This is a genomic window from Paenibacillus arenilitoris (genome assembly GCF_014705655.1).
GTDB classification, from domain to species: domain Bacteria; phylum Bacillota; class Bacilli; order Paenibacillales; family Paenibacillaceae; genus Pristimantibacillus; species Pristimantibacillus arenilitoris.
On record NZ_JACXIY010000018.1, the window covers coordinates 156,679 to 180,105 of the forward strand.

General features: G+C 54.3%; 20 protein-coding genes and 2 tRNA genes. 11 read left to right on the forward strand and 11 right to left on the reverse strand.

The window, feature by feature from the left end; translation table 11 throughout:
* Positions 1-14: 14 nt before the first annotated feature.
* From IDH41_RS16595 to IDH41_RS31430, 4 genes are all read right to left on the reverse strand, one after another.
* Positions 15-917 (reverse strand): ABC transporter permease, encoded by a 903-nt coding sequence (locus tag IDH41_RS16595; RefSeq protein ID WP_397328084.1) that lies wholly within the window; start codon positions 915-917, stop codon positions 15-17.
* Between the two features lie 317 nt (positions 918-1,234).
* Positions 1,235-2,818: a response regulator transcription factor gene (locus tag IDH41_RS16600; protein WP_190862936.1), complete on the reverse strand. Its 1,584-nt coding sequence runs from the start codon at positions 2,816-2,818 to the stop codon at positions 1,235-1,237.
* Positions 2,815-4,560, reverse strand: coding sequence for a sensor histidine kinase (locus IDH41_RS16605; RefSeq protein WP_317890760.1), 1,746 nt, complete (start codon positions 4,558-4,560; stop codon positions 2,815-2,817). The genes IDH41_RS16600 and IDH41_RS16605 overlap by 4 nt, the downstream gene beginning before the upstream one ends.
* A gap of 399 nt (positions 4,561-4,959) precedes the next feature.
* Positions 4,960-8,868: an adenosylcobalamin-dependent ribonucleoside-diphosphate reductase gene (locus IDH41_RS31430; RefSeq protein ID WP_223829791.1), complete on the reverse strand. Its 3,909-nt coding sequence runs from the start codon at positions 8,866-8,868 to the stop codon at positions 4,960-4,962.
* A 278-nt stretch (positions 8,869-9,146) separates the two neighbouring features.
* Between IDH41_RS31430 and IDH41_RS16625 the strand changes: the two genes are divergently transcribed.
* The 3 genes from IDH41_RS16625 (at position 9,147) to IDH41_RS16635 (ending at position 12,956) form a co-directional block, all read left to right on the forward strand.
* Positions 9,147-10,976 (forward strand): DEAD/DEAH box helicase, encoded by a 1,830-nt coding sequence (locus tag IDH41_RS16625; RefSeq protein WP_190862937.1) that lies wholly within the window; start codon positions 9,147-9,149, stop codon positions 10,974-10,976.
* Positions 10,973-11,932: a YqhG family protein gene (locus tag IDH41_RS16630; protein WP_190862939.1), complete on the forward strand. Its 960-nt coding sequence runs from the start codon at positions 10,973-10,975 to the stop codon at positions 11,930-11,932. The genes IDH41_RS16625 and IDH41_RS16630 overlap by 4 nt, the downstream gene beginning before the upstream one ends.
* Positions 11,933-12,053: 121 nt before the next feature.
* A complete protein-coding gene (locus tag IDH41_RS16635; protein WP_190862940.1) occupies positions 12,054-12,956 on the forward strand; it encodes a hypothetical protein in 903 nt (300 codons plus the stop codon).
* On the opposite strand, the gene IDH41_RS16640 is transcribed toward IDH41_RS16635, so the two are convergent.
* Entirely contained in the window at positions 12,947-13,147 is a 201-nt protein-coding gene (locus IDH41_RS16640) for a YqzE family protein (RefSeq protein WP_190862942.1), read from the reverse strand. The genes IDH41_RS16635 and IDH41_RS16640 overlap by 10 nt on opposite strands.
* A 131-nt stretch (positions 13,148-13,278) precedes the next feature.
* Between IDH41_RS16640 and IDH41_RS16645 the strand changes: the two genes are divergently transcribed.
* Complete coding sequence (locus IDH41_RS16645; RefSeq protein WP_190862944.1) at positions 13,279-13,971, forward strand: N-acetylmuramoyl-L-alanine amidase family protein; 693 nt, start codon at positions 13,279-13,281, stop codon at positions 13,969-13,971.
* On the opposite strand, the gene IDH41_RS16650 is transcribed toward IDH41_RS16645, so the two are convergent.
* Complete coding sequence (locus IDH41_RS16650; protein ID WP_190862983.1) at positions 13,936-14,718, reverse strand: divergent polysaccharide deacetylase family protein; 783 nt, start codon at positions 14,716-14,718, stop codon at positions 13,936-13,938. The genes IDH41_RS16645 and IDH41_RS16650 overlap by 36 nt on opposite strands.
* 268 nt (positions 14,719-14,986) lie before the next feature.
* On the opposite strand from IDH41_RS16650, the gene IDH41_RS16655 reads away from it, so the two are divergent.
* The 4 genes from IDH41_RS16655 to IDH41_RS16670 all read left to right on the forward strand — a co-directional run bounded on the left by IDH41_RS16655 (position 14,987) and on the right by IDH41_RS16670 (position 17,660).
* Positions 14,987-15,070, forward strand: a tRNA-Leu gene (locus tag IDH41_RS16655).
* A gap of 209 nt (positions 15,071-15,279) precedes the next feature.
* Positions 15,280-16,698 carry a PepSY-associated TM helix domain-containing protein gene (locus IDH41_RS16660; RefSeq protein WP_317890761.1) on the forward strand — a complete coding sequence of 473 codons (1,419 nt, stop codon included), beginning with the start codon at positions 15,280-15,282 and terminating at the stop codon, positions 16,696-16,698.
* 19 nt (positions 16,699-16,717) lie between these two features.
* The gene (locus IDH41_RS16665) at positions 16,718-17,215 is read left to right on the forward strand and encodes a FixH family protein (protein ID WP_190862946.1); all 498 of its coding nucleotides are present in this window, start codon (positions 16,718-16,720) and stop codon (positions 17,213-17,215) included.
* Between the two features lie 82 nt (positions 17,216-17,297).
* A complete protein-coding gene (locus IDH41_RS16670; protein ID WP_190862948.1) occupies positions 17,298-17,660 on the forward strand; it encodes a c-type cytochrome in 363 nt (120 codons plus the stop codon).
* A 146-nt stretch (positions 17,661-17,806) separates the two neighbouring features.
* On the opposite strand, the gene IDH41_RS16675 is transcribed toward IDH41_RS16670, so the two are convergent.
* Positions 17,807-18,229, reverse strand: a complete 423-nt coding sequence (locus tag IDH41_RS16675; RefSeq protein WP_190862950.1) for an Rrf2 family transcriptional regulator — start codon at positions 18,227-18,229, stop codon at positions 17,807-17,809.
* Positions 18,230-18,393: 164 nt separating this feature from the next.
* Here IDH41_RS16675 and IDH41_RS16680 point away from each other — a divergent pair.
* Positions 18,394-18,480, forward strand: a tRNA-Leu gene (locus IDH41_RS16680).
* A gap of 155 nt (positions 18,481-18,635) precedes the next feature.
* On the opposite strand, the gene IDH41_RS16685 is transcribed toward IDH41_RS16680, so the two are convergent.
* The 3 genes from IDH41_RS16685 to IDH41_RS16695 form a co-directional block, all read right to left on the reverse strand.
* Positions 18,636-18,854 (reverse strand): hypothetical protein, encoded by a 219-nt coding sequence (locus IDH41_RS16685; protein ID WP_397328076.1) that lies wholly within the window; start codon positions 18,852-18,854, stop codon positions 18,636-18,638.
* 84 nt (positions 18,855-18,938) lie between these two features.
* Positions 18,939-19,259: a hypothetical protein gene (locus IDH41_RS16690; RefSeq protein WP_190862953.1), complete on the reverse strand. Its 321-nt coding sequence runs from the start codon at positions 19,257-19,259 to the stop codon at positions 18,939-18,941.
* Between the two features lie 82 nt (positions 19,260-19,341).
* Positions 19,342-19,911 (reverse strand): xanthine phosphoribosyltransferase, encoded by a 570-nt coding sequence (locus IDH41_RS16695; RefSeq protein WP_190862956.1) that lies wholly within the window; start codon positions 19,909-19,911, stop codon positions 19,342-19,344.
* 232 nt (positions 19,912-20,143) lie between these two features.
* On the opposite strand from IDH41_RS16695, the gene IDH41_RS16700 reads away from it, so the two are divergent.
* Complete coding sequence (locus tag IDH41_RS16700; RefSeq protein ID WP_190862957.1) at positions 20,144-20,857, forward strand: hypothetical protein; 714 nt, start codon at positions 20,144-20,146, stop codon at positions 20,855-20,857.
* Positions 20,858-21,104: 247 nt separating this feature from the next.
* The gene (locus tag IDH41_RS16705; RefSeq protein WP_190862959.1) at positions 21,105-22,145 is read left to right on the forward strand and encodes a YkvI family membrane protein; all 1,041 of its coding nucleotides are present in this window, start codon (positions 21,105-21,107) and stop codon (positions 22,143-22,145) included.
* 16 nt (positions 22,146-22,161) lie between these two features.
* On the opposite strand, the gene IDH41_RS16710 is transcribed toward IDH41_RS16705, so the two are convergent.
* Positions 22,162-23,427 (reverse strand): ATP-binding protein (locus tag IDH41_RS16710; protein ID WP_397328079.1); only part of this gene is annotated, 1,266 nt, incomplete at its 5' end.

Consider the following 23,427-nt stretch of genomic DNA (forward strand, 5'->3'; position numbering starts at 1 on the left):
GGTTAAGCTCCTCTCTAGAACAAAGCGTTATCACTGTTGATTTTGCGAACGACATAATTGGACATTAGAACTAATACAAAACCGACAATCGATTGGTAAACGCCGGCAGCAGACGACATCCCGATGTCACCAAGCTGCATCAAGCCTCGATAGACATAGGTGTCAATAACGTTTGTTGTGCTGTTCAATGCGCCGGCGTTTAGCGGAACCTGATAGAACAGGCCGAAGTCAGAATAAAAAATACGCCCGATCGCGAGCAGCGTCATCATCGTAATAACCGGCATAATTAAAGGGATCGTTATCAACCAGATTTGCTTCCATTTGGATGCGCCGTCGAGCGTAGCTGCTTCATAATACTCCTGATCGATGCCGATGATTGCAGCCAAGTAAACAACGCACAGAAAACCTGCACTTTTCCAAACATTGATGACGGTTAAAATAATTGGCCAATATTGCGATTCCGTGTACCAGGAAATTTCGTTTAGCCCGAGCATTGGAAGAATCGTTTTGTTCATCAATCCAGTTTCAGCGCTTAACAAAGCGAATGCAAGATAGCTGACAATGACCATGGAAATAAGATGCGGCAGCAAAATAATGCTCTGATAAAACCGCGACAGAAATCGATTTCGAATTTCATTGAGCAAAATAGCGATGCCTACAGCTACAATTAAATTAATCATAATAAATGCGGTGTTGTACAGGATCGTATTCCTCGTAATGATGAAGGCATCGCTTGTCTTAAACAAATACTCGAAATTTTTGAAGCCGATCCATTCACTGCCCAATATGCCCTTCGAAAAATTAACATCCTTGAAGGCGATTACGATTCCGAACATTGGTAAATAGTTGTTGATGATCAAATACAAAATACCCGGCAGCGTCATCAATATTAGCGGCATATATTTCTTTAGTTTCATGGTTTTTTTCTTCACGCCGATCTGCTTCTCTTGTGCCCTCATGACCTGTGTCATCGAACAATCCTCCCTTTCCTCATCTCGCTTGTTGTATATTCTCTATAGTAATGCGAATGGAACAAGCCAACTGCTCCGTGATCGACCTTTCATTTGCCTGATCTCGACCAATAATATTTTCGAATAAATAAAAAAAAAAAACGACCGGAACGGTCGGCTTTAAAATATAGGAAAGTATAAGATACCCTCATACTTTTTCTATATTTCTCCGGAATGAAACGCGCTCCGCCGCCAAGGACGGCGATAGCCGTTTCACCTTGGGACTACGTGAGAGACTTGAGCCTGTATTCTAACGGATTCATCCCGGTATGCTTCTTAAATCTCCTCGAAAAGTGCGACAAATTCGAATATCCGACGCTTACGGCTACCCTGCTGACTGGCAGCTCCGTTTTCAGCAGCAGCGATTCCGCAAGTTTTAGACGCTCCAACACAAGCAATTCCGTTACGGACATTCCTTTCTCTCTCTTGCATAAGCGATCTAGATAATCCGGATTTAAATGCACCTGCTGAGCGATCTCTTCCCTGGTTAATGGCATGTCCAGATGCTGCGCGATAAATGCCATAATATGCTCTATCACGCAATGATTCGGGTCCTTTTCTTTCTTTAATGCAGATATTGTTTCCGAGAAGCCGGAAATCCATGCAATGAAATCAGGAATCGATCGCGTTGCATTCTCGGACAGTTCCATCAGTTTAATATCTCCGAACAAAGATTGGAACGGGGCACCTTCCTGTCTCATCATATAGTACTGAGTCTGTGTAATAAATTGCTGAAAAAGATACAAGGCGCTCGCGTCAAGCACGTTATCATGTGCAAGATTCACCAAGTAACGCTCCGCTTCCATCACGATTTTTTGCTGTGACCCTTCACGCAGCAGCACCGTCCACATCTGCTGGTCCGGTTTTCGGATCGCCGAGCTAATGCGTAGCGGCTCGCTCCCAATTCGCATAACTTTATTATGATGCGCCACGTTATTTCTCTGGGTAACGATCAGCTCATCAACAAGCTCGGAAAGCTGGTTCACATAAACCTGCCCTCCAATATAACAGGTGAGATCACAGAAGAAGTAACTGCGGCAAGCTGTAATATATTGCTCGCAAAGACGGTTTAGCTCTTGTTCCTTATAGTTAGCTTCATCAAAAGATATGATTGCGAGCAGAGATCCTTTTGTGAAAGGAATAACTTGGATTACGGAAGACTCGCCCTTCATCGTCTCTTCAGCCGTGTTCTTTAACGCATATTCCAATATGCGTTCATCGCGTTGATTGATGGGCTTGTGCCATCTCTGAATATGAATAAGCACAGGCACGAATTTATCTAAAGCATTAAACGGTATACCGCGTTCCGTTGCAATTTCTTCGATATGAGAAGCTTGCAAAGAAATAGAACGATTCAATACATCAATCCAAAATCGCTCCATCAATATGGATTGATGACGGAACCACTTCTCGCCCAGGTTGACGGTTTCTTTATCTTTTATAATTTTGTCTGCTGCCTTCGCTACGACTAACTCAAGCTCCTCATACGGAAGGGGCTTCAATATATAATCCAAGCTGCCGAGCTTTATCGCCCGTTTGGCGAAATGAAAGTCAGCATGGCAAGTCATAATAATGGATTCCGTTGTCTCCGAATGTTCCCTCACCCATTCAAGCAGATCCAATCCGCTTCCTTGCGGCATTTCGATATCACATAGCATAATATCAATGGCCGTACCTTCGAAGAGCTCCTTCGCTTGCCGAATGTTGAATGCTGTGTACACACCCGTAATACCCAGCTTAGACCAATTAATATCGGATATAAGGCTGTCAATTACAATACTCTCGTCATCTACAATTAGCAGATTCATCCATTATCCACCTTCTTCAAGTTGTTTGGTTCGAGCGGCAAATGAATTTCAATAACGGCTTCGGTAGGATTTCCATTGTAAAATAGGATATCAGCTTGTCCAGCATATAGAAGGTAAAGCCTCTGTTGAATATTACGAATGCCAATATGCTCGCCCTGTTCGTCTCGAATCGGTTCGTTTCCTCTAAGCCGTTGAAGCATTTCCTGAGAAAAGCCTTCTCCCGTATCTCTAATTTTAATATGCACTCTCGATGCTCCCCCGCTATGATCCATTCGAATGTCAATGAACAAATATACGGGTGTATCCAATGTTACGGCATGCTTAATCGTATTTTCCACAAACGACTGGATAAGAAGAGGCGGGACAAAGACATCCGCAACGTCTTCATGAACTTCAATGGACGGAACAAGTCCAGTTGGCGACCGTAGTTCCTGAATTCGTAAATAATTCCGTACATGCTTAAGCTCATCCTGGAGCGGCACGACCGATAGATTGCTTCTGAACATATATCTGAAATATTGAACCAAGCAGAGTGTTATCTCCTCGATCACCTTCGTCTTACCCGATCGGGCAAGCGTATAAACGATATTTAGTGAATTCATAAAAAAATGAGGATTGATTTGTAACTGCAGATGCTGCAGCTCTGCTTTTTGTTTATTGATCTGTTCTTCATAAACGCTGATACGCAGTTCCTCGATCTGAGTCATCATATAATTAAACGAATTGTTTACGACCTGATACTCGTCACTTGTACGGAAAGGTTGTATGCGAATGTTCAAGTTTCCTTCTCCAATCAACTTCATTGCTGTGATGATTCGATTGAGCGGACGCAGGACCGTTTTGCGCAGCATAATGAGGAAAACTGGCAGCAGTAAGATCGATCCCAGAGAGATAAAAGAGACAATTTGCTGCAAATAAGGCAAGTTTTCCAATATTTGTTCATCTGGAATGAGCGCTAACAAGCTGAAATTCCCCTTCATTGAGCGGTCGCCTACGACCAGAAAACGATTTTTATCACCGGACATATAATAACTGTCGAAGCCTCGATTTAAATCGACTCGATTCTCATTTACAAGCTCCGCATGAATCGTCGGTATACCTTTATCCGTTACCATCAAAGAAACGCCTTTCTCACCGAGATTTATTAGCTTTAAAGGCATCAGCAACTGATTGATATCTACCCATGCACCTACATAGGCATGTTCAGTAGCTAGTATACGTAACAGATAATATTCATCACCAAGTTTTTGCACATTCCAATCTATGGAAAGCTGATCAGTTGAATGAAGGTCATTCTTTAAATAACCACGCACCGCTTCTCTCTGTTTATAAGAAGCGCTTAGGTTAATGCCTTCCAGCAAATCATCCTTTCCCGTATATATAAACAAAGAGTCAATCGTTTTATAGACCAGCACATCATTGGACAATTTTCTGGAAAGCCGGATTTGACTTAACAGTTCCTCTTTTGGAGAACGATTGTCCGGCATGTTCTGCAAATCCAGATTGGTAGCAACCAGACTGATTAAATAATTATCGACATCATCAAGGCGGTCATCGATCTGTCCCATATAGAGGGATATCAAATTTTTATTCGATTGTGCAACCTGATCTCTAACGACGTCAATGGCATAAAAGGTGTTGTATAGCAACAAGGCAAGTATGGGCAAAATAATAGCCACGACCAACGCTGTCAACTTGAAGCGTAAAGAATTCCTCGATAGATGTGGCAACAGAGCATTCACGGTAAGGACCTCCCAGAAAGCATTATGTGTCCATTTTATTAATTAATCATTCTATATATAATGTCCTTAAATCGCTACTCCAAATTCTACATATCGTTTGCTTCTGAACGACTTTTTTAAAGACGCGCTTTTACTCGCTAACTTGACCTTGTAAGCTCCTATAATTATGTAGGCGTTTTCCATACACAAACGTTCTAATTCAGCTTGTAGAGCTTTAACTGAGCCCAACTTCATTTGGAGACGTCCCATTCTCGTTCAAATAGTGGAGTACGTCTATCTAAACTCAATTTATGCAAAAAAAACTGCACCTCCATTGTTAGTCGTGTCTAACAAATGGGGGTGCAGTTTACTGATTAGACGCCTTTCTTTAGCGTCTTTTCCCTTATCCCAGGCTCTTCCTTACGAGCATTTGCTGTATCCGCAATTCGAACACTGCTTGCAGCCTTCGATGTTGATCAGCGTCGCGGAGCCGCAGGACGGGCAGAGATCCCTTGAGGCGCTTGCGGACACGTCATGCTTGTCGTACGCTGCCGATGGCTCAGCCGCCCCCGCCTCGTAGGCAGGCAGCGCGTCCGCCTCGACGGAAGCCGCCTGCTCCTCGCCGCTTTCCATGTGGATTTCAAGCGACTTCGCGACCGCGTCCGCAATCGACTCCACGCGGTTCACGCCGAAGCCTATAGCGCCCGATCCGCCGATACCCTTCAAATGCTTGATGAGCAGCTTCACCTTGTTGCCATGATCGCCGTAGCGCAGGAACAGCGAGCATACCCGGCCAAGCGCCTCGGCCATCGCGAACACGTCCGATCCCGCCTTGCCCACGTTCAGGAAAATTTCGCCCGGCGTACCGTTCAGGTCGTTGATCGTAATATAGGCCATGCCGAACGGTGTATTGACCTTATACGTCGCCCCCCTCAGCACCTGCGGACGGCTCTTGTACTGCTTATCCAGCACCAGATCGCCTTTGGCCGCGGCAGGCACCGCCGGCTCCACTCGCGATTCCGCGAACGGCGCATCGATCGCCGCAGCCGGCAGCGCATCCGCTTCCTTCGCATCGTCTTTCGACACGGCTTTCTCCTCCGCCGGCTCCTCCTTCTTCGTCGACAGCACCTGAACGTCGCGGCTGCCGTCGCGATAGATCGTGACGCCCTTGCAGCCCAGCTCGAACGCCAGCTCGTATAAACGCTTCGTATCCTCGACGGTGAAATCCGAAGGCGCGTTCGCCGTTTTTGAAATGGAGCTGTCGACCCACCGCTGAATGGCGGCCTGCACCCGGATATGATCCTCAGCCGACAGGCTCATCGCCGTTACGAAGTAATCCGGCAGCTCCTCGCCCGGATGCGCGTCCTTCCAGGCTTGCGCGATCGGCACGTACTGCTTGTCGAAGCCGAGGCGGCTTTGCCGGAAATATTCGAAGGCGAAATACGGCTCGATGCCCGTGGACGTGCCGACCATCGTTCCCGTACTGCCGGTCGGCGCCTGCGTTAGGACCGTCACGTTGCGCATGCCGCTCCTCGCGATCGCCTCGCCGATCTCCGGATAGGCCGCGATCATATGCTTCATGAAGCCGCTTTGCACGTATTTGTCCGTCTCGAATGCGAGGAAGGAGCCTTTCTCCGCGGCGATTTCGGTGGAAGACAAGTACGATTCGCGGGCCATGAAGCCGTACAGCTTATCGAGAAAGACAAGCGATTCCGGGCTGCCGTAACGGATGCCCAGCTTGATCATCAGCTCCGCGAGACCCATCGTGCCGAGCCCGATGCGTCGCTCCCGCTTCTGATTGTGCTCGTTCTCTTCGAAGTGATAAGGCGTCTTCTCGATGACGTTATCGAGAAAACGGACCGACCAGCGCGTTACTTTGGCCAGCTCCTCCCAAGCGACGTCGTGCTTCTCCTCATCATAAAACTTCGAGAGATTCACCGCGGACAGGTTGCAGACGCCCCAGCCGGGTAATCCTTGTTCTCCGCACGGATTAGTACTAATAATCGGATTGAAATACCAGCTGTTCGACATCTGGTTGTAATAATCCATGAACACGACGCCGGGCTCCGCCGACTTCCAGGCCGATTCGATGATCAAGTGCCAGATGTCGCGGGCGCGCACCGTTTTGTAATGGTTCACCTTCTTGCCGAGGCGGCGCCACTGCTCCAGATCGCCCGTCCAAAGCTCGTCGTAGCCCTCCTCCTTCGTGTCCGGGAAGACCAAATCCCACTCGAGATCCTCCTTCACCGCTCTCATGAAAGCATTGCTAACGCAGACGGACAGGTTCGCATTCGTGACCTGACCCATCGTTTGTTTTACCGTGATGAAATCAAGCACATCTGGGTGCCAATCGTTGATCATTAGCATTAAGGCGCCGCGCCGGCTATTGGAGGTATATAACCCGTTGCCGCTAAGCATATGGACATCGTCAACTTCAAAGTCGTACACTTTCATGGTACCGAGGGGCTCGATAGAGACGATCGTATCCGGTACGGTTTGCAATAATTCCTCTACTCTGGCTGCCAATGCAACTTGGCTATCCTCCAATAAACGTTCCTTAATTCGGCTAAGCGCCCGATACGATATGCTCGGTTTAGTCGAATCCCATACGCCCTGATAGTATCGGCCAGGCACCTCCAACTGCTTCCAAACCTCCCGCGGATATCCGTTCCCATGATTCCGCCGTCCTGCGTTGCTTTTATTTTTTACAGACATGACCATAAATTCGTTCATCCGCTGCTTGAACTCAGCTCCGGTTACGGCTAAACGGTAAATCGTTTGCCAGCCTGAGGTGCTTCTAACCGATTCATTAATATGCGATAAAATTCCGTTCGCAGCGAGCAGCTTCTGTACGTCCTGCAGCATCGGTTGGCTTATGGAATCGAAGCCGTACCCGCCCTTTGATCCTCTGTCGCAGCCATCCGCGTCGAAATAACCGCTAATAAACGAAGCCATTACGCTGGAAGGAGATTTGAATAAAAGCTCGGGGACACGCACCTCCCCGCTTTTTTGTTTCAGAATTCCGTTCTGGGACAGCCACTCCACCAATTGACGAGAATAAACGGTAACGTTCGAGCATGCTCCGTCGCCTTTCTCGACAATCGGTTCGAGTCCAAACAACTCACGGATATATTGGGTCAGTCGTTCCCGAATGAGAGGCCTGTCATCGGCAGTCGCCAGTTTAATCGCTTTTGGTGCTTCCCAGGTCACTTTACGACCCCAATGAACATACCCGTCTCCGTAAAAGTAGCCGAGAACGTAAGCTAGACGTTCATCGAGTTCTGCCGGGAAATTAACCACTTCCTTCAGCTTCGTGCTCATGGCGGAACGTTCATATACCAGTTCTGTCAAGCCGGCATAGGACTGATTCATCTGTTGCTCCGAAATGAGCAAAAGCGTATTTGAACCTACATTTAATTCTCTCAAGGGAGCCGTCTTCACTATACCATCCTGTAAAATGCCCATCTTATGATCCTTTGTCACATCCACCTGATAGCCTCGAGCCGTTCGAACGCGGAATACAGGTTTTATGCCGTTTCTGAACGAAAAGGTTATGGGGCGCATTCCTGCGTGCGTCGCAGCCTGGAACGATTCACCCATATCCATCCGGTCTGCAAGCTCCTCAGCCTTGATCAACCCTTTATTAGTCGCGATTCGCTCCTCGGGTCCAAAGCAGCCGCCCTGCTCGATCAGCCCCGTCGTGTAGCTGAACAAGCCGCCCCAGGATACCGCGCCGCTGGACGAGCCGTTCACGCCCGCCACGATCGTCCGTTGCGGCCTGAGCGAGGACAGGTTCATCCCTACGCCGCCGCCGCGCGCCATAATTTCCGTCATTTCCGTCAGCGTCTTCATAATGCCGCCGCGACTGTCCTTCGGCGACGGAATAACGTAGCAGTTAAACAAGGTCAGCTCGTCGCTGGCTCCGGCTCCCGCCGCGATTCTGCCCCCGGGCACCAGCTTCCAGTCATCCAAAATATATCTGAATTTTTCCTGCCATTCCTTCTGCTTCTGCTCGACGGTCTCCACCGAAGCCATGGCGCCGGCCAGCCGGTCCCACATTTCTTCCGGCGTTTTCTCGATCGTCAGCGTCAGCTTCTCGACGACGGAATCGACGAGATCGCCGTTCTGCAGACGCACCGTCACCTTATGGCCGTCGCGCGAGACGACTTCCCCGACTTCCTTCGCCGGAAACTTCGGATCGTCCTTCGTCAGCACGAGCACGACGTCTCCCGGCTTCGCCCCGCTCGTATCCGCGTTCTTCCATGCATACCTGTCCAAAAAAATCTTCTCGCTTAGCCCTTTCAGCCGCTTGCCCCGCGCTCTCTCCATCGTTCGTCCGTTCCTCCTTTAGGTCTCGTCTTCCCATGTCTAATGATGCTTCTCAGCCACTAAATAACAAGATGTAGTGTTATTAATTGATTATAGCACACTATATATAGTAAATCATCCGAGCCTTTGGTTGATTTTAACAACCGATTCCGCACAAGCTTCCTCTTCCGGGCCGCAGCTTGTCCGTTCTCTTTTTTTGAACGTCTTCTTATTAATATGGAACGGAAAGGCAATACTGATTACATCTTATCCCCTTACTGCGGAAGGAGCTGTACATAATGTCGCAACCTACTACGCCGCAGGCCGGTCAAGCCCAATCCGGCTCGGCTTCCGTAACACGCAAGCTTCACCCGCTCGTTGATTTGCAATGCGACAGGGCCTGGTTCGACGAGCTGCAAAACCGTCTGGCCAGAGGCGGGCCTTGGGATGACTGGACGCTCTATCAATTGACGATGGAAGCCGAGCAGGCCAAACGGATCGAAAGCTTCGAGCAGCTGCTGTGCCTTCGCTCGCTTCCGTCGTTCGAGCCGATGCCCCACCAGATCAGCACGGCGAGAAAGGTCGTCCATGAAATGGGGGGAAGGGCCATCCTGGCGGACGAAGTCGGACTCGGCAAAACGATCGAAGCCGGGCTCGTACTGAAGGAATATATCGTTCGCGGCCTTGCCAAACGGGTGCTCATTCTCGTTCCCGCTTCCCTCGTGCTGCAATGGGTAAGAGAGCTGAACCAGAAGTTCGGCATCCCCGCGGTGGCTCAGAAGAAAGAGCATTCTTGGGGTTACGACGTCGTCGTCGCCTCGATCGACACGGCCAAGCGCGACCCGCACCGCGACATCGTCCTCGGCTCCGATTACGACCTGATCATTATCGACGAGGCGCATAAGCTGAAAAACAAAAAAACGACGAATTATCAATTCGCGAATTTGCTGCGCAAAAAATATTGTTTGCTGCTCACGGCGACGCCTATTCAAAACGACCTGGACGAGCTGTATAACCTCATTACGCTGCTGAAGCCGGGCCAGCTTGGCGGCCAAAGCGAATTCGCGGCCAACTTCGTCGTCGACAAGCGGCTGCCGAAAAACGAAGACCAGCTGCAGGAGGCGCTGTCGTCCGTCATGATCCGCAACCGCCGCGGCGACGGCGGCATTCATTTCACCCGGCGGTTCGTCAAGAACGTGCCGCTCGCCTTGTCGGACGAAGAGAAAGCGCTCTACGACGCGGTTACCGGGTTCGTGAAGGAGCGTTACGAGGAGAGCGGCGGGGATCTGTCGAGCATGCTGTCGCTCGTGACGCTGCAGCGCGAAGTATGCAGCAGCCGCGACGCCGTGTTCCTGACGCTCGTCAACCTGTTCAAGAAGACGGCGGAGGATTCCCCGGTCCGCCCGAAAATATGGGAGCTCGTCGAGAAAATCAAAAACATCAAGGCGAACACGAAAGCCGAGAAAGCGATGGAGCTCGTCAAGCAATTCGGCGAGAAGGTCATCATCTTCACCGAGTACCGGGCGACGCAGGAATATTTGCTGCAGTTCTTCCAGCAGCACAACATGATCGCCGTACCGTATCGGGGCGGCATGAACCGGGGCAAGAAGGATTGGATGATGGACCTGTTCCGCGGCCGCGCGCAGGTGCTGATCGCGACGGAAGCCGGCGGCGAAGGCATCAACCTGCAGTTCTGCCACCATATGATCAACTTCGACCTGCCATGGAACCCGATGCGCGTCGAGCAGCGGATCGGACGCGTGCACCGGCTCGGCCAGACCGAGGACGTGAAGATCTACAATCTGTGCACGCTCGGCACGATCGAGGAGCATATCGTCAACTTGCTGCATGAAAAAATCAACCTGTTCGAGCTCGTGATCGGCGAGCTGGACCATATTTTGGAGCGCTTCGAGAACGGCGAAGGCACGCTCGAGCAGAAGCTGGCGAAGATGCTGCTGGAGGCCGGCAGCGATACGGCGCTGAAGGAACGGCTCGGCGAGCTCGGCTCCTCGCTCAGCCGCATCCGCTCCGAGGTGCGAACGGGGCAAAATCCGTACGCGCCGGCGCCCGCCCCCGATCTGCTCGTGAAGATGGATAAGCTGGGACAATCCGTGGAGGTGAGACCGTGAACGAGAAGCAGGTCCACAAGTTCGTGAACCGATATCTGGATGCGACCGAATGCTCGATTTTGGAAAAATCGCCCGTTCATTTTACCGTCAAGCTGTCTCCCGTCGCCGACCGCGAGCTCACCAACCGTCCTTACTACTGGAGCTTCGTCGACCGGGTTGGGGCCGAGCCGGAGACGATGACTTTCCTGTTCGTTACCGACAAAAACAGATACGACGCCATCGAGGAAGAAAAATCGAGGAAGGCGCGGGCGCCTTTGCCCGATCCCGAGGAAGCTGCCCAGGACGCCGCCGCGAACGCCGCGCTCGGGCGGTCGCTCGGCTTCCTGCACGGCAGCTTGGCTGCGCCCGCGCGGGTGCCGCGCGAGGATTTGTATTTCGGCGCGCGCAGACTGGATCAGCTGTTCGACGCCGCCAAAGCGAAGGGCAGCTTCGTCTATTTGTTCCAGGAGCCCGAGAAGCGCAGCATCGACCCGTTCAGCTCGACCCCTTATACCGCCTGGCTTGGCGTCAATATTCGCGTCGAATTCGCCTGCGACCGCAAGCGCGAGGAAATTCATTGCTACGGCGTATCGCTTGCGACGGGCCAATGCGTCGAACAATTCCACGACCGGCTCCTGACGCGCAAGCTCACGCCGAGGCTGCCGGCCAATATTCACGTGACCAAAAACGGAATAACCTATAACAAAGCGCTCGGAATCGTGGAGCAGACGCTGGAAAGGAGGCTTCGCGGTTACGACTACGGATGGGCGGAGGATGCCTCGGCAAGGCTGCGGGAAGAGCTGGAGCGAATCGGCAGCTATTACGAGCCGCTGATCCAGAACGCGCCGGAAGAGAATAAGCCTCAGATCGAGGAACAATACGCCCAGCGCCAGGCGGAGATTCGCTGGCAGTACGAGCCGCGCGTGACCGCTTCCGCCATTAATTGCGGCATCTTTCACCTGGAAGGAATCGATTGACGCTCATTAGACGATTTCCCCGGCGAAACGCCAAAAAAAGGCGGTCTTCGGACGGCCGCCTGGCGACAGGAAGCAACAGCCTTCTTGCGGCTTGTCCGATACAATGGAAACGAGGTGATCCATGATGCGCAAACCGTTCATCAAACTGACAGCTGCATGCGTATTAACCGCTCTTGCGTTATATTACGGCGGAATCCAGCAGCAAGCCGCGACGGCAACCGCGGCCGATACGCCAAAGGCGGCTGTCGAACCGCTTGCGGCGCAAGCCCGGCATTACGTGGACGAGCTCGCCGTTCAGCCGCAATTCGCGGACTGGAAGCAGTCCGATCTTCGCATCGCCCCCATCGGTCCCGGCACCCACGGCTGGCTCGTCATCGTGAAGCAAAACGCGATAACGGTCGGCTATTTGATTATGCATGCGACCGAGGACGGCGGATACCGGCTGGGCGAATACGGCACGGGCAGCCGCCCGCCGTTCGACGAGCAAACGTTGTCGAGATCGCTCATGCAGCTTGAGCTGCAGGAGCCGGCTGGCCCGACCGAACGATTGTACGCCCATCCGCTGCTTGCCGCTTGGCAAGTGACCGCAGCCGACGAGTATTATTTGACGGATGCCGCGAGCGGCGAGCTGCTGCCCGTCCAGCCGGCGGAATGGCTGGCTGCCGCTTCGGCTCCGCTCCAACATAACGAGAAGGATCAAGCTCCTTCTACAGCCAAGCTGATCAAGCATTTTACGCTGCCGTCATTCGATCCCTACGCCAAGCTGCCGTGGCTGACGAAAGCTCCTCTTCCTTTGAAAGCAGGCAGTTACATGCCCCTGTTCGCCCAAATTAACAAAAAAGAACAGCTCCGCTATACCGCGGAACTGTTCGAAGGACAAATGCTGTATGTGTGGTCCGTCGTCGGTTATAACAAATGGGATACCGGACAGCTCTATCTCGCTTTGGAAACGGGGGAAGACGGTTCCGACCGCCGGTATATCCCGCTGCCGCTGCTTGAGGAGCTCGGCCGTTTTTACCGCTGACGGTGCGTTATGCCCCGCCACCAGAGCATAAGGCTCATCGGCCCCCAGCCGAACCATCGCGTCAGCCACGGCTCCCTCTGCGCCCTGGCTGACGTTCTCGTTTGTTTGCGCTCCGCTTTCGGCGTTTCGATATATTGCACGAATTGCTCCGTTACGAATTTCACGTATTCATCGCCTTTGATCTTAGCCATTCCAGCCCACTCCTCGCTAAGTAGAATGATACCTTCAGTTTGCCCCGGACGAATCGAACGTAAACATGCATGAGTTTTCCTTCAAACAGCCACGCTACTTATAAAACAGCAAGAGGAGGAAACGAATCGTCATGCTTCGAAAAATCATTGCAGGAACCGCCGCTTTATGGATGACGGCGGCTTGCGTCTCCGCCGCTTCGCCGCAGCTGCCGGCCGCGACCGAACGGGATTGGGCGCTGCCGCGCGCGGAGGTCATTATCGACGCGGGCCACGGCGGCATCGACGGCGGGGCGACCGCGGCGAACGTGCTCGAGAAGGACATCAACCTCGCTATCGCCAAAAAGCTGTACCTCCTGCTTCAAAGCCAAGGCATCGCGGCCGTTCTGAACCGTACGGGCGATTACGCGCTGAGCGACGATAACCGCTGGCATGCGACGAGATCGCGGCACCGCAAAGATCTGTCGCAGCGCAAGCAGCTTACCGAGGAAATCGACGGCAAGCTGCTCGTCAGCCTGCACGTGAATTGGTCCAAAAACGGCTCGCAGTACGGGCCGCTCGTTCTGCATCAAAAAGCCGGCGAAAGCGCGCTGCTTGCGTTCTGCATCCAGGATACGCTCAACCGGCAGCAGAATACGGCTTTCCTGCCCAGGGAAGGAAAGCCGTATTATTTGCTCAACCGCGTAGAGCTGCCGGCCGTTATCGTTGAAATGGGGTTTATTAGCAGCCCTCGCGATCGGGCTATGCTGACCGATTCGCGCCGCCAGACCGAGATCGCGGCGGCGATCGCTTCAGGAATTCGGCAATATAAATGGATCGCCGATTGAGCCTTTCGTCAATTGCGTCAGCTTAACGAACTTCACGCTTTGCCGCATGCCGGGGATCGACCGGGCGAGCACCGACGCCGTCTTTTTCCCCGGCGGGCCGACATGGCCGATCGTCACGCAGCTGGCGTTCGATTCCAGATGCTTGCGGAGCACGCCGATTTGCTTCGAAATATGCTGCACGGTGTACACGTCGTCAAGGAAAACGTCGTTGGACACGATCGCGACGCCGACCTCTTCCGCGATTTTCGGTACGACCGTTTTGTAGGTGGTCCGGCTGTCGAGGAAGAACAGTCCGCGCTCCCTGCACACCTCGAGCACGATCCGCATAACACGCACGTCGGCTGTCGCCTTGGAGCCCATATGATTGTTCATGCCGATCGCGTGCGGTACGTCGTCGATCGCGTTCTCAACGCGCTTCCGGATTTCGGCATCCGTCAGATCCGTCGTGAGCGCCCCGGGACCAAGCCATTTCCGAAGACCCTTGACCGGCTCCATCGGCATGTGGACGATGACGTCGTGACCGCGCCGGTGCGCTTCCTCCGCGTCACGCTTCGTCGTCGGCATGAACGGCATGATGGCGGCGGTAAACCGGACAGGCAGCTTCATCATCTCCTCCGTCCCGTCCATGTCGTTTCCGAAGTCGTCGATGACGATGGCGACGGTTCGTTGGTCTTGCTCCTCCCCCGCCGCTCCGGATGATCCGTGCTTCGCCTGCGGGGCGGGACTTGCGGCTGCGCTGCCGGGCATACAGCCAAGTCCGGCCAGAGCGAGCAGCAAGACGGTTTTCGCGGCGAATAAGAGTGCGGTTCGCACGCTCCTTTCGTTTTCATGCGGCGTTAAGTCCGCGACGGAATGATGAGGCCTCTGATGTCTGATCATCGATGCACGCACCTCGCTTTTTTACCCTCATTGTTTGTGGAGGCGACGCAAAATATGCTGAATATTTAAACTTATTGCGGATTGTTGACTTCTCGCGCTGCGCCATGCTACTATAAGGAACGTAATTTCTTTGCATGCGGTCGTGGCGGAATTGGCAGACGCGCTAGATTCAGGTTCTAGTGGTGTAACAGCCGTGGAGGTTCGAGTCCTCTCGACCGCATTTCCCTATTTAATCAGACAGGCCCGCAAATTGCTCTTGCAGCGATTTGCGGGCCTTTTCTCATGCCTAAGGACGGCCACTCCGATCCGAATCGGAAGACAAGTTCGGAGGATTGTCAATTAGAATAGCTCTAACGAGTCATCCAATCGGGCGAGTTATTCCGTTATAATGAACAAGATTTTAAAACGAAGTGGAACGGGGTAATGATTATGGGTGCAATGCCAGCAGAGAAGTTAAATCCGCCTTCGCAGACCGAACCGGCTATCCGGCCTTCATCGGGACTGCGACAGGCCATCTACCAATCGGTCTGGAGATGGCATTTTTACGCGGGAATTATTTTTGCGCCTTTTTTGATCATTCTGGCTTTCAGCGGCGCCGTGTATTTGTTCAAGCCGCAAATCGAAAATTATTTATACAAGGATATGCTGACCGTACGCGAGGCGGGCTCATCCCCCATGTCGCCCGAAGCGATTATCGGGAAGACGGTGAAAGCTTACCCGGGCACAACGGTAGCCTCCATCACCCTTGCCGGCAAACCGGAGTCGAGCTACAAGCTGTCGGTGACCCGCAACGAAACATCGACGACGATGTACGTCGATCCCTACACCGGCAACGCGCTGGGCATGATGGACAGCGACAAAACGTTCTCCGCTTTCTTCAAAAAACTGCATAGCGAGCTTGTCGTCGGCGGAACGATCGCCAATCGGCTCGTCGAGCTGGCAGCGTGCTGGGCGGTCATTCTCCTATTGACGGGTCTTTTTCTGTGGTGGCCGCGCAGCAAATCCGCCGTTTGGGGAACGATTCTCCCAAGGCTGAGCAAGCCGGGCAGCCGCCAGTTTTGGCGGGATTTGCACGCGGTGCCGGCCTTCTGGCTTTCCCTCGTTCTGCTCGTCATCATCGCCGGAGGACTGCCATGGTCGGGCATTATGGGCGGACAGATCGACAAGCTGGCCAATTCGACGAATACGAATACCCCTCCTTATGCGTATAGCTTCGGCGAGAAGCCGGAATCGGTCACCGTGGCCAAAGATATAGCGGAGGATTTGCCTTGGGCGGCCGAAAATATCGCGGTCCCGTCATCCGCCGCCGGCGGTTACGTTCCGCTTGGCCTTGATGAAATTGCCGCCATTGCCGACCGGCAAGACGTGAAGAAGCCATACACGATTACGTTGGCAAGCGGGGAAAGAGGCGTGTTCACGGTTTCTACTTCGCACACGGTTCCGGGCCAAAACGCGACGCTGCACATGGATCAATATAGCGGCGCCGTTCTGACGGATGTCCGCTTCGCGGACTACGGCATTATGGCGAAAGCGATCACTTACGGAATCGCCTTCCATGAAGGCCGCTTATTCGGCCTTGCGAATCAGCTGATCGGTCTCATCGCATGCGCCGGCCTTATCTTGATTGCGTTCAGCTCCTACGTCATGTGGCGCAAGCGTAAGCCCAGCGGCAAGCTGGGCGCACCGGCCAAGCCGAAGAGCAACAAAACGACGCTTGGCGTGCTGCTCATCATGCTCGCGTGCGGCGCGGCCATGCCGCTGGTCGGAGCGTCTCTCCTATTCGTGCTGCTGCTTGATCTGTTCATCCTTCGCAGAATAAAATCGCTGCGGCATTGGTTCTCAATCTAAAGGCAAGGAGATTATCCCGATGAAAGCACACCTATACCGTTTGTCCTCGTGGGCATGGCCGCTGTTGCTCGTCCTCGCGCTTTGCGGGTGCACCGCAAATACGACGGAGACGGACGAGAACGGCCTCCGGCCGCATGTAACGGTCGACCTTAGCTTGCCCGAGAAGCCGGAAACCGGCATTCCCGGGCTGTATTTCGTGAAGGTGTCAAAGAGCGGCAAGCCGCTTCGGCATGCCGAGCAGGCGGATTTCGTCATTTGGCCGGAGGGCAAGGAGGAGTCCGCCGTTACGGTCAAGGCGGAGGAAACGTCCCCTGGCGTTTATTCGGTCAGCCATACGATCGAAGTGGAAGGGATCTATCTGATCCAATCGCGCATAAACGCCGACGGCGAACAGGTCATGCCGGCCAAACGCATCGCGATCGGCGCTCATGCGGTCGAGCAGCTCGCCGTAATGGAAGCGGCGCAGAAATCCGGGACGGCCGCCCCCGCCGACGCAGGCGGACATCACCATCACTAAGGCGGATGACCCTTTCGAGCTATGGCCAACCTGTCCTGCAATAAGTATACTGAATGGGAATGTAACGGAAAGGGGGATTTTCATGCAAAAGCGGGTTATGTCGATCATGCTAGGCTTTGCTGCTTTGCTTGCCGTATTTTTGCTTCTGTTCAATCTTCCGGAAAAGGAAGAGGTCGCGCAGGACAGCCATCCGATTGTCGTACCGGACACTCCGGTTGATATCGCAAGCGCCGAATCCATCTATAAAAGCAACTGCATGGCATGCCACGGCGATGAATTTCAGGGAGCGATGGGACCCGCGCTTAAGCAGGTCGGAGCCGAAATGAGCAAGGAGCGGATATACAAGCAAATCGTAAATGGCGGCGGGGGCATGCCGGGCTACGAGGGCCGGTTAACCGAGGAAGAAATCGTAAACTTGACCAACTGGCTTGGCTCCTTTAAATAACCGTAACAGGAGCAACGGCTGACGCCATCCTCTTGGCGGCAAATTCAGTGCCAAACTATAGATTGTTATTTTTCCATGAAAACAGCACGTTTCTTTTCTCTCGGATAAGAACGCGCTGTTTTTTCGTTCAGGGTTGATGAAGACCGTTACAACCTGCCGGCGACATCCGCCGTTATTTGCGCCAGTGTCATTTGGGACAGCTTATGCTCCATCGCCTTCCGCGCTTCCTGGAAAGCCGCCTCGATGCTCGATTGGATATTGCGGCCGACCGGACAATCGGGATTCGGCTTCTCGTGCACGGCGAACAGCTCCTCCTGACCGTTGTGATGAACCGCGCGGTAAATATCAAGGAGCGTAATCGCTTCCGGCGGCCGGGTCATGACGGCTCCGGCCACTCCCGCGCTTGTCGCGACGAGTCCCGCCTTGCTCAGCATGCCCATGATTCTGCGGATGACGACGGGATTCGTGTTCACGCTGCCCGCAATATAATCGGACGTCAGTCTGGCCGCCCTATTCGCATCGAGCAGCGTCATGATGTGGACCGCCATCGCAAACCGGTTGCTCGTCATTGCAAACACCGCCTGTCTCGTTCGGATTGTATGTAAGCATTATAGTTACATGCTGTTATCGTTGTCAAACGGCCGGCTTTATCAAGGCGAAAAAAAACATAAAATAATAGCTTGACTATCATGCCCAGCCCATGCTATTATATTTTTTGTTGACACATTGATTTGCGGTCGTGGCGGAATTGGCAGACGCGCTAGATTCAGGTTCTAGTGGTGTAACAGCCGTGGAGGTTCGAGTCCTCTCGACCGCACCAATTCACAGATGAACGGAATCGCCCTCGGAGAGAGCGGTTCTTTTTTATTTCATATCGTTTGAAAACCGCGAAAGGCAGCTTCGAACGTCGATGACGATTCGGCAGCTGCCTTTATTAATAAGTCCTCATCCGCCATCTGTAGGCCGGAACGTCTGCTAGAACAACCGCGGACGCTCTTCCGACGCCGGCACGATCGTATAGCTCCTGCTGAGCTTCACGACGCGCCGGTTCGGGCGCCGGACAACGAACGACGACTCGTCCCAAGCGACGACGATCCCGAGTACGTCGTTGGCTTCCATCGCGTCCCGAACGACTCTGACGGTCTCGCCGCTAAGGCGGAACTGATCCAACTGCTCTTCGCTTACCAACCGCATTCCCTCCGTATCTGCGAAAAGCCTCAATGCTTGCTCGCGCAGTCGCATTGAGGCTCCCAATCCAATTGTTATCCGGCTTATCGATTAACCCGCGTGCTCCTTCGCATCGTTGGTTTCGTACCATTCGTCCAGCACGCGCGAGGACATGACCCGCTTGCCGATATATTCGACCTGACGGTCCGTGAACTGTTCGTGCCATTCCACCTTCAGCTCGTCGCAAAGCTTCACGATGGTGAGCAGCTCCGACCAAGCGACGTAGCGTTTGTACCAGAAAAACTGCGGATGCTCAATCATATAAGGATACAAATCATCGAATTCCGTATGTTTGCAATCTAAGGCGCGCTCAAAGTGAATCTTCGCGTCGCCAAGCTTCGCATACAAAAACTGTGCGGACATTTCCCCCATAACTTGCGCCTCCCCTCGGTTGGTTCTGTACCATTATACGCGATAATGCCGGCTTGGAAAAGAGCATTTGTACTGGAACATCTTACTCAAATTTGATTTCGCCGTTCTCGAGCGACGAAATTCTTACGAGCGGCTCCACCCGGATGCCCTGCTCCCGAAGCGTCCTTCCGCCGGCTTGGAACGACTTCTCGACCACCGTTCCGAACCCGACGAGCGTCGCGCCCGAGCGCTCGATGATCTTGATCAAGCCGCGCGCCGCATCGCCGTTGGCGATAATATCGTCGATGAACAGGACCCGATCCTCCTCCGACAGAAACTGCTTCGATACCATAATGTCGGTAACCATCCCCTTCGTGAACGATGGAACGCGTTCGCAGTAGGCGTCCGGATCGGCGATGAGCGTCTTCTTCCTGCGGGCGAACACGAGCGGCACGCCGAGCACGAGCGCCGTGGCGAATGCGGCCGGAATACCCGAGGATTCCACCGTAATGACCTTCGTCACCTTCTCTTCCGCGAACCGTCTCGCGAACTCTTGTCCCATCTCCATCGTAAGCGCGGGATCCACCTGATGGTTAATCAAAGCGTCCAGGCGCAGCACGTCGTTCGATACGACCGACGACTCCTCCAATATGCGTTTCTTTAAGCTTTCCATCTCTCATACCTCCGCCAAAATCCTTTTCGTTAACGTACCATAGGTCGGGCAAATCATGCAACCTCAATAAAACGCGGAGGCGGCTCCGGTTCGAAAAAACGAACGGCGTTTCGGAACAATTGCTAATTATCTGTAAAAAAGAGAAACTTTATCCTTATTATATACGTCTAATTAACATGATAGAATAATAGGAAGAGACAATAATTATGCGGAAAAGGAAGGGGTGCGGAAGATGGCGCATGCTCGCAAGGAAACGTCGAAAGCCGCCATGCTGGCGGCGGTTGCCGCGATCGCGCTGCTGCTCGCTGGCTGTCAGGGCGAACGGGAGACGCCGCCGAACACGTATATCGGCCAGCTCGACGGCAGCGGCAAGGAAACGGCTCAGACGCCGGACAGCCCTCAAAAAACGTATTCGGAGCAGAATGGCCAAAATCTCGCCGCCGAAGAGCCCCATTCCAATCCGGCCGGTGCGACAAACGAGGCGACCGCCGAAACCTCGACGCTTCATGATTCCGAAGACGATAAAGGAGCCGTCGAAACCGAGAGCGAAGATAAGGCTTGGGACGCATCCGAGCCCGAGCTTCACGGCGTCGCCATCGGGGACGGCGAGGCGCAGGTCGTTCGGCGATTCGGCGCGGCGATCGACAGTTACACGCTCGATGAAAAATCCGATAAGATTCAAGTGTTGGAATACGACGGCTTCGCCGTCGGCATGAACGGCGAGCAGACCGTCCAATACGTCGAACTATTCGGCAGCGGGCTGTCTGCCGGCTTGAGCGGCTTGCAGATCGGGGATAAGCCGGATGCGGCGGTCAAGCTGCTCGGCAAGCCGGAGAAGCAGACGGCCTATCTGCTGACTTACGAAGCCGACGGCGCTTTGCTTAAGCTTGATCTGGACCCCGGTCAGAACGAAATCGTATCGATCAAGCTGCTCGCGGCAAGCTGACCGAAGTGCCGAACAGGCTCTCGTCGGTCAAATAAGCGGGCCGCCGATTTCGAATAGCCGGAAGCGGACGCCGGAAAGATGGCCGGCGCCTGCTTCCGGCTTTCTTTTTTTCGGCTTCCATCATATAAGCGTCAAGCTTGCTCCTTGACAGTCGATTCCTGGCGTATATTTTGAAATAAGTCATGCCTGTCCCGATTCGGACATACCTTCTATATAAGAAGCGCCAGGATCGAAAGGAAGGTTGACGATGTGGAAACGAATCGGTAAAGTGCTGCAAATCGCGGCGACTTATATGGGAACGGTCGTAGGCGCCGGCTTTGCCAGCGGCCAAGAAATATTGCAGTTTTTCACCCGCTTCGGCAACTGGGGAACGGCAATGATCGTTCTGGCAACGGCCTTGTTCATATGGCTCGGCACCAAGATGATGCTGATCGCAAGCGAAATACGCGCCAAATCGTACGAGGATCTGAATAAGGCGCTGTTCGGCGAGAAATACGGAAGATGGATCAGCCATTTCATGCTGGTCGTCCTGCTTGGCGTGACGGCCGTCATGCTGGCGGGAGCGGGCACGATCTTCTACGAGCATTGGAATATTTCGTATCAATCCGGCCTGCTCATTACGATCGGCGCCTGCTACTTCCTGCTGCGCAAAGGGCTGAACGCCATCCTGACGGTGAACGCGATCGTCGTCCCCATCATGCTGCTGTTCACCGTGCTGATCATCCTCGACACGTTCCGTACGCCCGAGGCCGACCGGTTCCTGACGCTGACCAGCGATCATTCGATCTTCGCCGCCTGGGCCTCCCCCTTCCTGTACGCCGCTTTCAACCTGTCGATGGCGCAGGCCGTGCTCGTGCCGCTCGGGGCCGAAGTGAACGACCGGAAGACGATCGTCGCCGGCTCGTGGGTCGGCGGCATCGGCATCGGCTTCATGCTGCTGGCCGGCCATATCGCGCTGTCCGTTCATATGCCCGGCATCCAGCAGTTCGCCATCCCGATGGGCGGCATCGCCCGCGAGCTCGGAAGCAGCGTGCAGTTTATTTATATTTTCATTATTTTCGCGGAAATTTTCACGACGCTCATCGCCGATATATACGGGCTCACCCTTCAGCTTCACGAACGGTTAAAATGGGCGCGCAGCCTGATCGTCCTGCTCATTCTGGCGGTCTGCTACGTCGCGAGCCAAATCGGCTTCGGCACGCTGCTCTCGACGCTGTACCCGCTGTTCGGACTGATCAGCTTCGGCTGGCTGTTCCTCATTATCCGCAAAAAGGTCGCGCAACGGTAGCTCTTGCAGCGAACGATCAGAGCCGGACCAATTGCGCGCCTGTGCCGTGAGCAAGCAGCGCGTCGCGGATATGCCCGTGACAGGTCATCATAATGATCTGCCTCTCGCCCGACATCTCCGCCGCCAGCCTTGCGGCCGCCTGCAGGCGCTCGTGATCGAGGTTGACGAACACATCGTCGAGCAGCAGCGGCAGCTTAACCGAATGCGAAGCTTCTTCCGCCAAGGCAAGGCGCATCGCCAAATAAACAAGCTCCGCCGTTCCCCGGCTCAGTAAGGCGCTGTCGATGACGCGCCGTTCCGCCGTCTCCAGCCGGATGCCGGGCTCGTCCGGCGTCGCCAGCACCCGAACGTATTTGCCCTCCGTCAGCCTCGCGATCGCGCGCGAGGCGTTCCGCAGCACGACCGGCTGCCGCTCTTCCTCGTAAATCCGCTTCGTGCCGCGCAGGAGCGCGGCGCCCACCGACAATACCGCATACCGGTCCGCATCCGCTTTCAGCTGGGCGAGCGTCATTTCCTTCTGATCGAGCAGCTTGCGATGCTCTTCTTCCAGGAGCAGATGCTCCATCGCCTGGCGCTGCCTTCCCCGCTGCTCCAGCAGCCCGCGCTTCTCTTGATCCAGACCGGCAACCTCCGCCTGCGCGGCCGACAGCCTCGATCGAAGCTGTTCCTCGTCATGCCGCGCATACATCTCCTCCAGCTCAGCCGCGCGTTCCGCGGATAAGCCGGCCGTTAATTCCAGCTCGAGCTTCGACAGCTCCAAATCGATCGCAGCAAGCAGCCGGCGATGCTCCAGCGCCGCGGCGTACTGCGGCTCGCTCTCCATGCCCGCGTCGCCCAGTATGGCCTGCATGTCCGAAGCAAGCTCGCCCAGCCTCGCTTCCGCCGTCTGCTGCGCGAGCGCGAGCTCGCCCAGGCGGGCCTCGATGCCGAGCGCCTCCCGCTTCGCCACGGCGTGGCGGCGCGTCTCGGCATGCAGCAGCCGGAGCGCGGCCGCGGGGTCCGCCGCGACCTGCGAAGCCGCCTCCCCGAACCGGCCGCACAGCGCCGCCGCCTGTTCGCCGAAGGCGGCGATTTGCTTGTCGGCTGCGGCCCGCTTCGCCGTCAGCCGGTCGTACTGGCGCAGCCGCTGCAGCGCTTGCTCGGCAAGCTCGAACGCTTCGAGCGCGGCGGCCGGCGACATGTCCGGCGGCAGCGCTCGCGCGGTAAGCCAGCCGGCCCACCGGCCGGCGGCGGCACGCGCCTCCCGCGCGGCGGCGGCGGCCTCGCCGCGCTCGGTCGCGAG

Excerpts from the sequence above, each read along its gene's own strand:
- IDH41_RS16690 (WP_190862953.1), bottom strand. The coding sequence starts at position 19,259 with ATGGGGGAAATGTCCGCACAGTTTTTGTATGCGAAGCTTGGCGACGCG.
- IDH41_RS16670 (WP_190862948.1), top strand. The coding sequence starts at position 17,298 with ATGCAAAAGCGGGTTATGTCGATCATGCTAGGCTTTGCTGCTTTGCTT.
- IDH41_RS16665 (WP_190862946.1), top strand. The coding sequence starts at position 16,718 with ATGAAAGCACACCTATACCGTTTGTCCTCGTGGGCATGGCCGCTGTTG.
- IDH41_RS16635 (WP_190862940.1), top strand. The coding sequence starts at position 12,054 with ATGATGCGCAAACCGTTCATCAAACTGACAGCTGCATGCGTATTAACC.
- IDH41_RS16595 (WP_397328084.1), bottom strand. The coding sequence starts at position 917 with ATGAAACTAAAGAAATATATGCCGCTAATATTGATGACGCTGCCGGGT.
- IDH41_RS16695 (WP_190862956.1), bottom strand. The coding sequence starts at position 19,911 with ATGGAAAGCTTAAAGAAACGCATATTGGAGGAGTCGTCGGTCGTATCG.
- IDH41_RS31430 (WP_223829791.1), bottom strand. The coding sequence starts at position 8,868 with ATGGAGAGAGCGCGGGGCAAGCGGCTGAAAGGGCTAAGCGAGAAGATT.
- IDH41_RS16650 (WP_190862983.1), bottom strand. The coding sequence starts at position 14,718 with ATGCCCGGCAGCGCAGCCGCAAGTCCCGCCCCGCAGGCGAAGCACGGA.
- IDH41_RS16700 (WP_190862957.1), top strand. The coding sequence starts at position 20,144 with ATGGCGCATGCTCGCAAGGAAACGTCGAAAGCCGCCATGCTGGCGGCG.
- IDH41_RS16660 (WP_317890761.1), top strand. The coding sequence starts at position 15,280 with ATGGGTGCAATGCCAGCAGAGAAGTTAAATCCGCCTTCGCAGACCGAA.
- IDH41_RS16600 (WP_190862936.1), bottom strand. The coding sequence starts at position 2,818 with ATGAATCTGCTAATTGTAGATGACGAGAGTATTGTAATTGACAGCCTT.
- IDH41_RS16675 (WP_190862950.1), bottom strand. The coding sequence starts at position 18,229 with ATGACGAGCAACCGGTTTGCGATGGCGGTCCACATCATGACGCTGCTC.
- IDH41_RS16625 (WP_190862937.1), top strand. The coding sequence starts at position 9,147 with ATGTCGCAACCTACTACGCCGCAGGCCGGTCAAGCCCAATCCGGCTCG.
- IDH41_RS16685 (WP_397328076.1), bottom strand. The coding sequence starts at position 18,854 with ATGCGGTTGGTAAGCGAAGAGCAGTTGGATCAGTTCCGCCTTAGCGGC.
- IDH41_RS16645 (WP_190862944.1), top strand. The coding sequence starts at position 13,279 with ATGCTTCGAAAAATCATTGCAGGAACCGCCGCTTTATGGATGACGGCG.
- IDH41_RS16705 (WP_190862959.1), top strand. The coding sequence starts at position 21,105 with ATGTGGAAACGAATCGGTAAAGTGCTGCAAATCGCGGCGACTTATATG.
- IDH41_RS16640 (WP_190862942.1), bottom strand. The coding sequence starts at position 13,147 with ATGGCTAAGATCAAAGGCGATGAATACGTGAAATTCGTAACGGAGCAA.